Genomic DNA, 14,219 nt, shown 5'->3' on the forward strand with positions numbered 1-14,219 from the left:
ACCCCACCCCGCTCCTCGGGAGGGAACACAAAGCGTAGCTTTGGCGGGGTGGGGTTCTTCGGGTTTAATAAGCAATCAAGCTGACATGATATGATTTGCGTCAACGTAGCACACACCTAGCTTAATAGCCGCTCAAGCTGCTGTTGGGTCGTCATTAACCTTAACAACCAACTTGCCAAAATTATCACCTCGAAGTAAACCGATGAATGCACCAGGAGCGTTCTCTAAACCAACAACTACATCTTCTTTATACTTGAGTTGACCAGACTGTAACCATCCAGAAACATCACGTAAAAAATCATTAAACCGATGTTGGTAATCACCAACTAGAAAACCTTTAATCAAAGCCCGCTTAATTAGTAGTGGTCTTAAATTAGGCCCTGGTGGAGTAGATGTAGCGTTATACTCCGAAATCAAACCTACTAATGGAATTCTTGCCCCAAGGTTGATCTGCTGCAACACAGTTTCTAGAATCACACCAGCTGTATTATCATAGTAAACATCAATGCCATTAGGAGCAGCTTCTTTGAGGGCTGAATCAAGTTCTTGAGTTTTGCGATTAATGCCAACATCAAAACCTAATTCCTTAACTATATAATCTTGCTTATCGTCACTTCCGACAATTCCCACGACTCGCGCACCTTTAATTTTGGCAATTTGACCTGCTACTGCACCGACAGCACCAGAAGCGGCTGAAACCACAACAGTTTCACCTTTTTTTGGTTGACCGATATCAAGTAGAGCAGCATAAGCAGTCAGACCTGGCATACCCAATACACCTAGACTATAAGATAAAGGTGCTTGAGTAGGATCAAGTTTACGCAGTGTCTCACCCTTAGATAGAGCATAAGTTTGCCAACCGTTATTGCTAAGAATAAAATCCCCAACTTGAAATTGAGGATGATTTGATTTAATTACTTGGCTGACTGTACCACCTACAATAACTGAATCCAACTCTACTGATGCAGCATAAGACTTGCTTTCACTAATGCGACCACGCATGTAAGGGTCTAAAGATAGGTAAATGGTGCGGCTAAGAATTTCGCCTTCACCCGGTTCGGGAATTGGTGTTTCTACTAAAGCAAAATCACTCTCCTTTGGTTCGCCGACTGGACGACTTTTAAGGATAATTTGTTTGTTAATTAAATCAGACATAAGTTATTTTCCTCTGAATTAATCTGACTATTTATATATAGATGTGTGTACTCATTCCGGAAATACTTCTACCTTTAGTGTGAGATTTACAAAAAAATATAGGATTGCTATTTTATTTTTCAAAAAAACTCTATACAACTCGAAAAGCGTGATTTACTATTCCCAGTACGCGATTAATCGCGTTTTAACCCGCATACACACAATCAGTTAAAAAATTCACTTGAATGGCTATATCACTAAATCAGATTAATTAAACAGTTAATTATTGAAAAATTTGCTAATTTTCCACTCACTCCGTAAGATGCTGTAAATATAATCATCCCATAGTTTACCGTCTAACTCGTGATGTTCTCTTAAAATTCCATCTCTATAAAAACCGAGCTTTTGAAGTAGTTTAACTGAGCCAATATTGAAAGCAGCAGTCTGACAATATAATTTGTTGAGTTCTGTTGTTGTAAACAGGTAATCGATAGTAGTAATCAGCATTTTTGTTCCTAAACCCTGTTTTCGCCATTTTGGATTGATGGTATATCCAAATTCTGCCGAACGATTTCGTGGGTTAATATCAAAATATCTGAATCTTCCTACAGGTTCTTCTAACCCATCTATGAAGAAAGCAAAAATTATTGCTTTATCACTTATGGTAATTCTTTGTCCATCAATAATAGGACGGCATGTTTTTGTCTCTAGGCGGTCAAATTTACCCCAATTATTAAAGGCTCTCTGGTGTTCAGGAGTTGCACGTTCAATCCACATAATTAATTCGCCTACGCAGACTAGTACCGCAAAGCGGAAGTCAAAAGTCAAAAGTCAAAAGTCAAAAGGAATATAGCGTAAGAGTTTCGTTGATTTGGAATGGGTGGTTTATTTACGCCGTGCTGTACTAGCAGAAAATCAAGCTTTTTTAGAGGCTCGCCAGAAAGTTTAAAGCAGGGTAATAACTGGCGTGCAACTTCCAATCATCTTGGTATCTAAGACAACGTTACTGAATGTCTTTCTAATAGCAACTCCTCTGTTTGTAGCTGGACAAAAGTACTCTTGACGAACTCTGCAATTTCTATACGATTCCCACCGGGATCGCGCAGGAAAAACCTTACACATCCTGGAATTGGTCGTTGATCGGGAATAATTTCTACCCCATGTCTTTTTAGGTGTTCCTCAAAGGCGTTCAAGTTATCGACTTGAAAACAATAATGTCGTCTAGATGCTTGGTTATTGGTGTTTTTCTCTGTACTAATGTGCAGCTCAATATCTCCCAACTTGTACCACGCTCCTGAATCGTTTTTGAGTACCTCAGGTCTGGGAATTTCAGTCAATCCCAAAACTTTGCTATAGAAAAACAGCATTGCATCCTCCACCTCAAGAGGATAAGTTACCTGAATATGATGAACTGCATCAAGCTTCATAAATTTTTCTCCTAGTTTGGGTTAAATTTGGCAACTCTACAATCAATCACCTATGCGACAAGCTTTCCCATACTGATGCGTTCTTCGACGAGATAGCCAAGTTTTCTATAAAACTCAACTACTTCTGCGTTGGAGACACGGACTTGGAGATTGATTTTGAGGCATCCCATCGCTATCAATACCTTCTCTGCGTGCCGCACTAGCTTGCTACCAATACCCTGCCGTTGATAGTGAGGACTGACCGCAACTGTGTATAGCCAACCGCGATGCCTGTCATATCCTGCCATTATAGTGCCTACAATTACAGAGTTAATCTCCGTAACGAAAAACAACTCAGACTGTACAGCAAGTTTTTGACTGATTACCAATTTTGGGCTGCTGTGCGATGGGTTATTAGGAAACACCTTATCCCACAGAGCGCTGACTGATTCAGCATCAGATTCTTGATATGGTCTTATATTCATCTACATCTCTAAATCAAAGGACTTGCCTTTGCACATTGTTTGTGAAATACTACTCTAAAAACTACGGTAAATCGGTAAAGTTTAAGTAATATTGTACAAAACTTACCATAAAACGTTTCGTCCCCAAAGCAATTACAGGCTAATCCCTAAGATGACAAACCCAGAAATTCGCACCGCTCAAGTTAAAGTCCCTAACGGAGATTTGCAAATTGATGCTTACTTAGCTGAACCAGCACAAAAGGGAACGTTCCCAGCCGTTATCGTGATTCAGGAAATCTTTGGCGTCAATATTCACATTCGGGAAGTTGCTGAAAAATTTGCTAAAGAGGGGTATGTGGTGATCGCCCCGACTTTATTTCAACGCACCGCTCCCGGTTTCGAGGGTGGATACACCCCTGAAGATATCCAGGAAGGAAGACAATATAAGGAGCAGACTACAGCAGATGAAATATTGAGTGATATTAAGGCTGCGATCGCCTATTTAAGAACTCTACCAAATGTGCAAGGAGATGCGATCGGCTCTATTGGTTTCTGCTTTGGTGGTCATGTCGTTTACCTAGCTGCCACGTTACCAGATATTAAAGTTACAGCTTCCTTCTATGGTGGCGGTATTCCCAACTCAACTCCTGGCGGTGGAGAACCAACCATCACCCGCACTCCCGATATTAAAGGCCCTATTTACGCCTTCTTTGGTCTTGACGATCAGGGAATTCCATTAGAACAAACAGAGCAGATCGAAGCTGAATTGAAGAAAAATCAAATTACCCATGCTATCTTCCGTTATCCTGGAGCAGGACATGGCTTTTTCTGCAACCATCGTGCCAGCTACAATGCCGAAGCTGCTGCTGATGCTTGGAAAAACGTTCAAGAACTGTTCCAAAAGAACCTTCAGCTTCAAAAAGTCTAAATCTTGGTGTTAGTAGCAATACGCGCTTTGGGCGTACAGATGTGCGCCTCTACTGAACATCAGCAAATATTAACTAAATAATCAAAAGCAAATAAAAAAACAAAGTATCACATCTATGATTTCCGCCTTCAAACAGCCACGATTTAAGATTTTCCAAGGTTTTTCACTATTTTTATTACCTGGATTATTAACAATCTCAACAACCTTAATTAGCTGCTCAGTTCAAACCCCAAATTCAGAAAATCAAACCACTGGTTTGGAAACCAAAGTTGTCCGAATGGGATATCAAACTTCTGGGGATATTGTCAGACTCAAAGGATTGATAGAAAAACGTCTACAGCCTTTAGGTGTTTCCGTTGAATGGGCACAATTTGCCGCCGGGCCACAACTGATGGAAGCAATGAATGTCGGTAGGGTTGATATTGGCTCTGTAGGCGAAACTCCCCCGATATTTGCCCAAGCTGCTGGTGCATCTTTAGTTTATGTTGCTAGTAATAAACCTAGTACTGGTAAAGGAAGCGGAATTATCGTTCAAAAAAATTCACCAATTCGCACTTTAGCCGACCTCAAAGGTAAAAAAGTAGTTTTTCAAAAGGGTTCTGCTTCCCATTACTTATTAATAAAGGCTTTGGAAGAGGCTGGTTTGAAATATAGTGATATTCAAGCTATTAGTCTCCCTCCTTCAGAAGCCCGTGATGCTTTTATTCAAGGAAAAATTGATGCTTGGGTAACTTGGGACCCTTATTTAGCCGTAGCCCAAAAAAAGGCAAATGCTCGTGTTTTGCGAGATGCTAGTGGCATTGCTACTCAAGGCGGATATTACATGGCGTCGCGAAAGTTTGCCACAGAAAATCCGAAATTAGTGCGATTAGTTCTAGAGGAGATAGATAACACAGGTAAATGGGGTGAGAAAAACCGAGCGGAAGTTGTAAAACTTATTATTCCTCATCTGAAAATTGATGAAGATATTTTAACAACAATGGTTGAAAGGCGAACTTACGGTTTAAGACCAATTACGCCAGAAATCATGGAAAATCAACAGAAGATTGCAGATTTGTTTGCCAAAGAAAAAGTAATTCCTAAACCTATTAGTATCAAGGAAGCGATGCTGACTACTGAACAATATGCAGCTATCACACCAGAAACCATCAGTCAGAAATAGCACTAGGAGATAGGAACATGGAAGTTTTTTGGTATTTGCCGACACAAGGAGACGAGCGTTATTTAGGTACTACAATCGGCAGGCGACCAGCCACTTATCCTTATATGCAGCAAATTGCCCAAGCTGTTGATAAATTGGGTTATGGTGGGATGCTGATTGGTACTGGACAAAAACAGGATACTTGGATTGTAGCTACTTCGTTAATTTCAGTTACAGAACGCTTGCGGTTTCTCGTAGCTTTCCGTCCAGCAATTATGTCGCCTTCCTTGGCAGTCAGAATGGCTGCTACTTTTGACCAGATTTCTAACGGTAGAATTATTCTAAATGTTGTCACTGGTGGCGATACAAAAGAACTTGCTAAAGATGGGATTTTCTTAGATCACGATCAGCGTTATGAACTTACAGATGAGTTTTTGACAATTTGGCGATCGCTCATGCAAGGTGAAGAAGTAACCTATAGTGGTCGTCATCTAAAAGTTAAAGGGGCAAAACTCCAATTTCCTCCCGTACAAAAGCCTTATCCCACCTTATATTTTGGTGGTTCTTCAGATGCTGCGCTCCAAGTTGCTGCCAAACATATTGATGTGTATTTAACTTGGGGTGAACCACCAGAGCAAGTTGCCCAAAAGATTACAAAAGTACGCCGATTAGCAGCAGAACAAGGTAGAACAGTCCGCTTTGGGATTCGGATGCACGTTATAGTACGTGAAACTACGCAAAAAGCTTGGGATGCAGCTAATGAACTGATTCAGTATGTGGATAATGAAACCATAGCTGCTGCACATCGGCGGTTTGCTGAATCTGAATCTGAAGGACAACGCCGCATGGCCCAACTACATAAAGGTAATCGCCAAAACTTAGAAATTAGCCCCAACTTATGGGCAGGTGTTGGTTTAGTGCGTGGGGGTGCTGGTACTGCTTTAGTTGGAGATCCACAGACAGTTGCAGCGCGAATGCTGGAATATGCCGATTTAGGAATTGATACCTTCGTTTTCTCAGGGTATCCCCATCTCGAAGAAGCCTATCGAGTCGCGGAATTAGTGTTTCCCCACTTGCCACTACAAACTCCCGCAATTGCATTACCGCAGCAGGTTGCAAGTACATTCAGTGAATTTGTTACCAAAACAGATTTACTCAAACCACAGCCTGTGTAAGCAATTCGTAATTCATACTTAAGAAAGTCAGTTTGAAAAAGTTGGTATAACTAAGGGATTTCCAGAAATTAAATTATTCAATTTTGGGAGCGAAGATGATCATTAGATTCTTCCTCCTCTGCAACGCCAGCTCGCCAAAGCGATAGGATATTTTTTTAGTTGGAAGTCCCTAAACCTCTATCTTCTCTGGGTTTAGCCTTGTTCACTTTGCCAAAAACCCTGCTTCTACATCTGCCACCTTGAGAATTAGCGTATCGTTCAAATCGAAAATGATACTTTCTTGATCTTTTAATTTCCTCATGTCTGCAAATATATTATGATAAAGTAATGCCAAAATAGTTTTTAGGCTAAAAATTAATCAAGTAAATTCAACATACTCAATAATGGTTCCATCAGGATGCATCGCTCGCATATTGACTCCAGTGGGGACTTTGTTGGGTTCGGCCAGAATCACTGCACCCTGCTGAATAAGTGCTTCTCGAAAATCATTGAGTGAGTCAACGAGAAATGTTGCATGTGTACTCTTGAATGAAGAGAGTGCTTCTGCCGAACCAGCAATTAAAAGAATAGAACCCACACCTGCGAGTTCCAACTCAGCTTCGGAATATTGAAACCACAACCAACATTTTTCTGTAAAGAGGTTTTCATAGAAAGCGATCGCCTCATCCAAGTCTATCGGACTCAGATAGACTCTGGTTAGTACTTTAAGAATTTGCATTGCAAACTGTCTGTTAGGCAGCTAGTGGATTTTATTTTGCTTACTCGGCAATCATAGTTAACTAAGATTGATCAAGAAATAGGTTATCTTCAATTTGAAAAAGGTCTTCAACTCTCTGTTCACCTAGCTCTAGATAACGTTGTTGGCTGTCAATCAAAATACATTTCATTTCTACTCCTTTAGCCCCACATCAGTCATCTGTATAGTTCTTACTAATATATATACATGATCAAGCATCAGTACATAACTTAAGGAGTAGTTATGGAAAATCGTCGCATGAGGCTTCCTCATGTCATGTTGAATTGATGTCTCCATTAGAAAAAATACGTCTGATACTCCTATAGCATTTAGTTGATACTGAATCAGTGAGGCATAGTGTGAATTACGAATTTTTTAAACCTTTCTCCCATGTGCATAGATAAAATAGTTATCTGTCACCTTTACCTTAGCCTGAAAGCCTGTTTTTTTAAGCTTGTCTTGAAGTTCATCAGGCTGATAAAAAATTTTGACAATCTGAAATTCTTGACCATCATTTAACTTTCGGCTTTCATATATGTTTCCGTCGTCTTTAAGAATATGATTCTTAGCCGTTGATGTCGGTTCAAAGCGAGAGTCAATGATAAATACTTCTCCACCAAGGCGAACAGATTGATAGACTTTTGTCAAAAATGAATCGAGTAATTTTGGCGGCACATGAGAGAGCCAAAAGGCAAAGAAAACTAAATCATATTTAGTGTCAGGTTGCCATGAGAATAAATCAATTAGGTGATATTCAACACTCAGTGGAAGTACCTTAGAGCGATTAATTGCAATAACTTCTTCAGAGGCATCGATCGCAGTAATTTTTTTTCCGATATTTAAAAGCTCCTGCGTCCAGATACCTGTTCCACATGCTAACTCTAAAATATCATCTACCACACCAATTTGGTGTAATGTATTTTTGATAACAGCTACTTCATTAAACCAGCGTTGGTTGTTTTGGGCACCGCGATCATAGCGTCCTTTCCTATAGAACCACTCATCATATTCGTTGGCTCTAGCGCGATAGTACTCAATCTGTTGTTCAAGAATATTATCTGTCATCGCGTGCTTTCTGATTTCGTTGAGTTTGGATTTGACGTTGCTATGACTTTTAAGGAAAATTTTGTATCCAGCGAATAAACTTGCATTTAATCTTTAATTATGTGATATTTTTATCATTCTACAATAGTACGGTTAATCAATAAACTTGCCGGAGTTCTACCGTAGTTTTGCTGTAGTCTGATATTAATTTACCCTTAAAAGCAGAGTGATGATGTTGACTAAGTTCTTTCCAACCCGACTGCTGGGTATGGCTTTTGCCTTCCTTGAAAGGTTCCAACAACCAAGAATCCGCACTTTTTCCCTACTGTTTGCAGTGGGACTTAGCTTAACTCTGGCTGTCTCTGCTTGTTCTCCAAGCGCAAGCAACAACTCTGGCACACCGCAGGCGACCCAAGCCCCCAGTCCAGCAGCTAGCAGTATTACAGTTCGCATAGGCTACCAGAAAGCGTCAACTATTCTCTATGCGCTGAAGGGGAGAGGGGAATTAGAAAAAGCTTTCGCAACTTCAGGAACTTCCGTAACTTGGTCGGAATTTCCGGCTGGGCCTCCACTCCTAGAGGCATTGAATGCAGGCAGTATTGATTTTGGCTATACCGGAGAATCACCACCTATATTTGCTCAAGCTGGAGGTATTCCTTTGGTTTATGTTGCCTACGATCCTTGGAGTCCCAAGGCTGAAGCTATTCTGGTGCCCAAGGATTCACCTATTAAAAGTGTGGCTGAACTCAAGGGTAAAAAAGTGGCTTTTGCCAAAGGTTCTAATGCTAACTACCTATTAGTGAAAGCACTGGAAAAAGCAGGGGTACAGTACAGTGACATTCAACAAGTAACTCTCACTCCCGCCGATGCTCGTGCTGCCTTTGAGAGGAAAAAGATTGATGCTTGGGCAATTTGGGACCCGTACTTAGCCGCAGCACAAGCAGCAACAGGCGCACGTACCTTAGTAGACGCGACGGGATTAGCTCCCAATCGTGGTTATTATCTTGCTGCAAAATCTTTTGTTGATGCCAAGCCAGATTCTTTGAAAATAGTTCTCGATCAGGTGAAGAAAGTTAGTGACTGGGCAAAGAATAATCCTAGTGAAGTTGCTAAATTTCTTTCCCCTGCTTTGGGTATAGATGTTCCTGTGTTGGAAATAGCAGAAAAGCGGCGTGAGCATGATGTACTTTCGCTCACAGATGAAGTAATTAATAAACAACAAGAGATTGCAGATAGCTTCTACAAAATTAAATTGATTCCGAAAGAAATCAAAGTTAAAGAAATTGTTTGGCAAGGCAAAGTGAATAATTCATAATTGGTAATTTTTGAATTACGGATTAGCCCATTTATTATTTGCCAGTGACACAGTTTTTGGTGGACAGGTAATATGACCAATCTCAGCGTTAACCTTAACAAAGTCGCTTTACTCAGAAATGCTCGAAATTTTGGTAGACCGAGTGTGATTGAAGCGGCTTTGACCTGTATTAAAGCTGGCGCACAGGGAATCACAGTTCATCCACGCCCAGACCAGCGACATATCAAGCCCGAAGATGTTGATGCCCTGGCGCAGGTATTGACTGTTGAGTTCAACATAGAAGGTAATCCGTCACCTCAATTTTTAGAGATAGTCCGAAAAATCAAACCAACGCAGTGTACCTTAGTTCCCGATGCACCTGATGCTTTCACATCAGACCACGGATGGGATCTGGCTACAGATGCTTCTTGGCTCAGACCAATCATTCGAGAGCTAAAAGACCTCGGTGTTCGAGTTAGCTTGTTTATGGATACTGACTTAACTCAAATTAAACGTGCTAAAGAGATTGGAAGCGATCGCATTGAGCTATATACAGAACCTTATGCAACAGCTTTTCGTAATGGCAATGCAGAGTCTGTATTTCAAGACTACCAAAAAGCAACACAGAAGGCTCAGGAAATTGGTTTAGGAGTGAACGCTGGGCATGATTTAAATCTGCAAAACTTAGAAAAATTCTGTACAATTTCTGGCATACTTGAAGTGTCTATTGGTCATGCCTTGATTGCCGATGCTTTGGAGGTGGGATTATTTACTGCTGTGCAAGAATATTTAAAAATACTATCTTTGAACTAGATTAAAAACCTTTTTGCAATAGGTGAATACACCATATATTTTACCGTCTGAATACTCCGCCAAAGTATTCTATTTAATCAAAAAATAACTAGCTATTTTATGGCTGCAACCAGCAACTTCCAAAATTCAGAAGTCAGACAGTTAAATATGTATAAGTTTGCCCCGGCTTGGCAGAATGAGCAAATAGTATTTGGTGCTGCGCGACCTGGATACACTAATAATAAGGTTCAGGATTGGATACAATTCATCAAGTGCCAAGATATCAAACGGGTTTGCTGCCTTCTTCCTAATCAACAGCTAGCTTCTTACTCTAATCTTCTGGACACCTACAAACAGGAGTTTGGTAATCAACTAGTGTGTTGGGCACCAATTGCAGATTTCCATCTATGTGATTTAGAAACCCTCACACAGAAAATACTTCCTTTCTTAATAGAAGCAGATAAAGAAAATAAGAAAGTCGTTGTACATTGCTCTGGTGGAATTGGGCGTACTGGACATGTATTAGCGGCATGGCTAGTTAGTGTCCGAGGATTATCAAATCAAGCTGCAATAAATGCTGTCAAGAAAACAGGTAGAAATCCTTATGAAGCTGCGTTAGCTGCTGTGTTTATAGGTAGAAATCCCTTGGCAGTTGTAAAAGAACTTGATGTGCTTCTGAATGATTGCCGTCTCGCAGTGAATACAACATTTTGATGCTATCATCCTGTTTAGTCAGTTTATTGACAAGGTAAACTCTATGGCAATGGTTCTAGATAAAGTAGTTCCTTTTGGAAGGTCAATGGATGAATATATAAAAATATTCAATTTAACAAATGCAGATTTAAATAAAAGAATTGTTGGGATTGGAGATGGGCCAGCAAGCTTTAATGCAGAAATGACACGTCAGGGTAAAAGTGTAGTTTCTGTTGATCCACTCTACCAATTTTCCGGTAATGAGATATTGCAAAGATTTAATGAAGTAGTAGATAACATCATTAACCAAGTCAAGGCTACATCGAATGATTGGGTATGGAGCTATCATAAATCTCCGGATCATTTGCGGCACAATCGAGTCAAAGTTATTCGAGAATTTTTGTCTGATTATGAAACTGGCAAAAAGAGCAACAGATACAGAGTCGGTGAATTGCCAAAATTGGCTTATGATAATCAAGAATTTGATTTAGCCCTTTGTTCACATTTCTTGTTTTTATATTCAGATCATCTCGATTACAATTTTCACTTAGATTCTATAGGTGAGATGCTGCGTATTGCTAAAGAAGTCCGAATATTTCCCCTCATAACTTTAATGTGGAAACATTCACAACATTTAGATGAAATCGTAAAATATTACACTTCAATGGGTTATAAAATAAATATTGAAAAGGTTGAATACGAATTACAGCCTGGTGGAAATAAAATGTTGAAGATAAACAGAGATGTTATATAATTCATACTCATAGAGAATTAGTATAACCATTACGGTGGAATTTCATAACCATCCAGTGTATAGGATTATTAGGCATATTATTCGGCAAACATTTCAGCTAAAGTCTCTAAAACTGCTTTTTGTTCATCAGAGTCAATCTGACCTAGCTTTTTGACTAATCGAGTTTTGTCAACTGTACGAATTTGCTCTAGAACGATTTGCCCATCCTTACCCTGAAACTGACAAGCAACACGAGTCGGATAAGACTGTCCTTTAGTTGTCATCGGAGCAACAATAACCGTGGCAATATATTTATTCATCTCATCTGGTGAAATTACTACACAGGGTTTTGTCTTCTGAATCTCACTGCCAATCGTTGGGTTGAGGTTAACCAAAAACACATCAAATCGATTGACTACCACTCCACTCTAGATGCTCCCACTTTGTAGTTACGCTATCATCGAGCAGTGCATCGTCATGTTGCTTCGCCATTCTTGCAAATGCTTCATCCCACCCCTTGCGCGATTGAGAGGCAGCACGGACAATTAGGTGACAATCTTGAATTTCAATTTCCACCTCTTTACCAATACCACTTTGTTCCAGCAAAAGTTTAGGAATGCGGATACCTTGAGAATTCCCAATTTTAATAATACGGGTTCTAATTGCTGTCCCCATGAGGATACTTATCCTTGATTGTAATTACATTGTGAATACTAATTAAGCTTTTGTCAAGAAGTACTCAATTTTTCAATAAATTTTAATGCGATCGCTTTCAAAATTACCAGATACGATGTCTACTCTATCTATCTTGGCATGGCTCTTAAAATTACCAGATGCGATCGCTAAGTATAAACTGCGGGTAATGGATAGCCTACAAGGAGAAGGGAGACAAAGCATAGCTTTGGCGGGGTGGGGTTCTTCGGGTTTAATAAGTAATCAACCGGACACGATATAAGACTAAATATCTCAGACTTTTTTAATTTTGAAAAATTCATCCGAGGAATTTTAGATGGCAAAAATCAATAGAAAAAAGGCTGTCGCTCAAGCTATTTCCACAGCCGTTGCTCTAGGCTGGGTAATAATGCAAGTGGAATTAGCACAAGCTGCTACGTTGACGGTTAACAATCTCAATGACAGTGGCGTTGGCTCGTTGCGAGACACCATCAACATTACAAATAACAATGACGTAGTAGAGTTCTTACTGGGAAGTCATCCCAGTACAATTAGCCTAACAAGTGGGGCACTTGCGATCGCTAAAAATCTCACTATTAATGGCCCAGGTGCTAACTTACTTACCATCAGTGGCAATAATCACTTCCCCGTGTTTGACATTAACGCCGCCGATGTTACATTTTCTGGGCTAGCGATCGCTGGTGATATCAATGCTAACGATTCTAGTAACCTAACGTTTACCAATAGCACTATTAGCGGCGACAATGTGAATATAGATAGTAACTTAAGACTTATTAATAGCACTATCAGCGGCAACAATGTAAAAATAGATAACGTTACTGGTGACCTAACACTTATCAATAGCACTATCAGCAGCAACAATAATATTGAGATTAATGCTAATGATGTAACGCTCAACGATGATAGTCACTTAGTTAGCAGCAACAATACTGACATTACTACTAGGCGACTAAATGTCCAAAATTCTAGTAGCATCACTAATCATAGTCACCTAGCTAGTAGCAACAATACTGACATTAATGCTACTCAAGTTAATTTCCAAGATTATAGTAACATCGGGACTACCAACGGCATCACTAACGGTGGCACTTTAACTATCTCTACTGATAATCTTGGCTTAAATAATGACGGGCAAATTAACGCTGGTAGCAATAATTTGGGAGCAGGAGGTGACATAACTATTACAACCAGTAGCCTTTCCATAATAGATGGTGCCACCGTCAACGTCAGTTCTAGGTCAATCAGCGATGGTTTAGGAGGTAACATCAGTCTCAATGTCGATGATCTTCTTTTATTGCGACGACCAGTACCCGAACCAAGTGCGATCGCTGGTAGTATACTTGCTTGTAGTCTGGCTTGGCTGACGAAGAGAAATCTTGCAGCATTTCGCAAGGCGAAGCTATAATTACGTATTAAAATAAATCCGCAAATAGTTTAAATACGAAGCCCGCTCAGATTTATCTCTGCGCGGGCTAATTATTTTATGGGCAATTAGTCGGACATAATATTAATATCCCTGAAACTAAAATACTTCCAGGAAGCTTTATTAAGCCTCAACTTTTACACCCTTCCAAAAGGCGACATAGCCTTCAATATTCTTAGCTTTCTCCTTGGCGCTGGGATAATACCAAGCAGCATCTTTGTTAATTTGTCCATCAACGTCGATACTGTAGTAGCTAGCGACACCTTTCCAAGGACAAGTACTGTGGGTGTTACTGTCTGTGAAGTACTCCTTGTTAATGGTATCAGCAGGGAAATAATGGTTGTTTTCCACAACTACGGTATTATCGCTCTCGGCTAAAACTGCGCCATTCCAAATTGCTTTCGGCATAAGTGAGTTTGCAAATAAACTATACACTTAACATTTTGACACTATCAGCTTACTTTATCGGCTACCTTACACGAGAGTTCATCCAAGCTCTACTTAAGTCCACTTATAAGAAGTGGGAGACGTAAGAACAAGTTCCCCCAGCTAAGAGCCCCCTC

Annotated in this window: 18 protein-coding genes; 9 read left to right on the forward strand and 9 right to left on the reverse strand. The window is 40.0% G+C overall.

Translation table 11 applies throughout. The features are described 5' to 3' along the window. Positions 1–132: 132 nt before the first annotated feature. The 4 genes from ACFE90_RS27830 to ACFE90_RS27845 all read right to left on the reverse strand — a co-directional run bounded on the left by ACFE90_RS27830 (position 133) and on the right by ACFE90_RS27845 (position 3,025). Positions 133–1,155: an NADP-dependent oxidoreductase gene (locus ACFE90_RS27830; RefSeq protein ID WP_375505635.1), complete on the reverse strand. Its 1,023-nt coding sequence runs from the start codon at positions 1,153–1,155 to the stop codon at positions 133–135. A 258-nt stretch (positions 1,156–1,413) separates the two neighbouring features. Continuing rightward, positions 1,414–1,911, reverse strand: coding sequence for a GNAT family N-acetyltransferase (locus tag ACFE90_RS27835; RefSeq protein ID WP_375505636.1), 498 nt, complete (start codon positions 1,909–1,911; stop codon positions 1,414–1,416). A gap of 215 nt (positions 1,912–2,126) precedes the next feature. After that, positions 2,127–2,561: a VOC family protein gene (locus ACFE90_RS27840; protein WP_375505637.1), complete on the reverse strand. Its 435-nt coding sequence runs from the start codon at positions 2,559–2,561 to the stop codon at positions 2,127–2,129. 50 nt (positions 2,562–2,611) lie between these two features. After that, positions 2,612–3,025 carry a GNAT family acetyltransferase gene (locus ACFE90_RS27845; protein ID WP_375505638.1) on the reverse strand — a complete coding sequence of 138 codons (414 nt, stop codon included), beginning with the start codon at positions 3,023–3,025 and terminating at the stop codon, positions 2,612–2,614. A 151-nt stretch (positions 3,026–3,176) separates the two neighbouring features. Between ACFE90_RS27845 and ACFE90_RS27850 the strand changes: the two genes are divergently transcribed. The 3 genes from ACFE90_RS27850 to ssuD all read left to right on the forward strand — a co-directional run bounded on the left by ACFE90_RS27850 (position 3,177) and on the right by ssuD (position 6,248). Then, entirely contained in the window at positions 3,177–3,932 is a 756-nt protein-coding gene (locus ACFE90_RS27850; protein ID WP_375505639.1) for a dienelactone hydrolase family protein, read from the forward strand. Positions 3,933–4,047: 115 nt separating this feature from the next. After that, positions 4,048–5,094, forward strand: coding sequence for a sulfonate ABC transporter substrate-binding protein (locus ACFE90_RS27855; protein WP_375505640.1), 1,047 nt, complete (start codon positions 4,048–4,050; stop codon positions 5,092–5,094). A 17-nt stretch (positions 5,095–5,111) separates the two neighbouring features. After that, complete coding sequence (gene ssuD / locus ACFE90_RS27860) at positions 5,112–6,248, forward strand: FMNH2-dependent alkanesulfonate monooxygenase (protein WP_375505641.1); 1,137 nt, start codon at positions 5,112–5,114, stop codon at positions 6,246–6,248. 358 nt (positions 6,249–6,606) lie between these two features. On the opposite strand, the gene ACFE90_RS27865 is transcribed toward ssuD, so the two are convergent. Both ACFE90_RS27865 and ACFE90_RS27870 read right to left on the reverse strand, forming a co-directional pair. After that, complete coding sequence (locus ACFE90_RS27865) at positions 6,607–6,966, reverse strand: VOC family protein (RefSeq protein WP_375505642.1); 360 nt, start codon at positions 6,964–6,966, stop codon at positions 6,607–6,609. Between the two features lie 393 nt (positions 6,967–7,359). Then, positions 7,360–8,049, reverse strand: coding sequence for a class I SAM-dependent DNA methyltransferase (locus ACFE90_RS27870; protein WP_375505643.1), 690 nt, complete (start codon positions 8,047–8,049; stop codon positions 7,360–7,362). 211 nt (positions 8,050–8,260) lie between these two features. Here ACFE90_RS27870 and ACFE90_RS27875 point away from each other — a divergent pair, with 211 nt between their 5' ends. From ACFE90_RS27875 to ACFE90_RS27890, 4 genes are all read left to right on the forward strand, one after another. Then, on the forward strand, positions 8,261–9,343 hold the full coding sequence (locus ACFE90_RS27875; RefSeq protein WP_375505651.1) for a sulfonate ABC transporter substrate-binding protein: 1,083 nt from the start codon (positions 8,261–8,263) through the stop codon (positions 9,341–9,343). A gap of 72 nt (positions 9,344–9,415) precedes the next feature. After that, positions 9,416–10,135, forward strand: a complete 720-nt coding sequence (locus tag ACFE90_RS27880) for a pyridoxine 5'-phosphate synthase (RefSeq protein ID WP_375505644.1) — start codon at positions 9,416–9,418, stop codon at positions 10,133–10,135. 147 nt (positions 10,136–10,282) lie between these two features. Then, positions 10,283–10,828, forward strand: a complete 546-nt coding sequence (locus ACFE90_RS27885; protein ID WP_375505652.1) for a dual specificity protein phosphatase family protein — start codon at positions 10,283–10,285, stop codon at positions 10,826–10,828. Positions 10,829–10,871: 43 nt separating this feature from the next. Then, positions 10,872–11,561 (forward strand): SAM-dependent methyltransferase, encoded by a 690-nt coding sequence (locus tag ACFE90_RS27890; protein ID WP_375505645.1) that lies wholly within the window; start codon positions 10,872–10,874, stop codon positions 11,559–11,561. Between the two features lie 77 nt (positions 11,562–11,638). On the opposite strand, the gene ACFE90_RS27895 is transcribed toward ACFE90_RS27890, so the two are convergent. Together ACFE90_RS27895 and ACFE90_RS27900 are read right to left on the reverse strand one after the other, a co-directional pair. After that, positions 11,639–11,962: a type II toxin-antitoxin system PemK/MazF family toxin gene (locus ACFE90_RS27895; protein ID WP_375505646.1), complete on the reverse strand. Its 324-nt coding sequence runs from the start codon at positions 11,960–11,962 to the stop codon at positions 11,639–11,641. Further along, complete coding sequence (locus ACFE90_RS27900; protein WP_375505647.1) at positions 11,943–12,215, reverse strand: AbrB/MazE/SpoVT family DNA-binding domain-containing protein; 273 nt, start codon at positions 12,213–12,215, stop codon at positions 11,943–11,945. The genes ACFE90_RS27895 and ACFE90_RS27900 overlap by 20 nt, the downstream gene beginning before the upstream one ends. Before the next feature lie 85 nt (positions 12,216–12,300). Between ACFE90_RS27900 and ACFE90_RS27905 the strand changes: the two genes are divergently transcribed. After that, the gene (locus ACFE90_RS27905; protein ID WP_375505648.1) at positions 12,301–12,495 is read left to right on the forward strand and encodes a hypothetical protein; all 195 of its coding nucleotides are present in this window, start codon (positions 12,301–12,303) and stop codon (positions 12,493–12,495) included. Between the two features lie 54 nt (positions 12,496–12,549). Then, positions 12,550–13,638 (forward strand): hypothetical protein, encoded by a 1,089-nt coding sequence (locus ACFE90_RS27910; RefSeq protein ID WP_375505649.1) that lies wholly within the window; start codon positions 12,550–12,552, stop codon positions 13,636–13,638. A 141-nt stretch (positions 13,639–13,779) separates the two neighbouring features. Here the strand turns inward: ACFE90_RS27910 and ACFE90_RS27915 are convergent, their stop codons facing one another. Further along, positions 13,780–14,064, reverse strand: a complete 285-nt coding sequence (locus ACFE90_RS27915; protein ID WP_375505650.1) for a DUF427 domain-containing protein — start codon at positions 14,062–14,064, stop codon at positions 13,780–13,782. Positions 14,065–14,219: the final 155 nt, after the last annotated feature.

This window comes from uncultured Nostoc sp. (genome assembly GCF_964245445.1).
Classification (GTDB): Bacteria; Cyanobacteriota; Cyanobacteriia; order Cyanobacteriales; family Nostocaceae; genus Nostoc.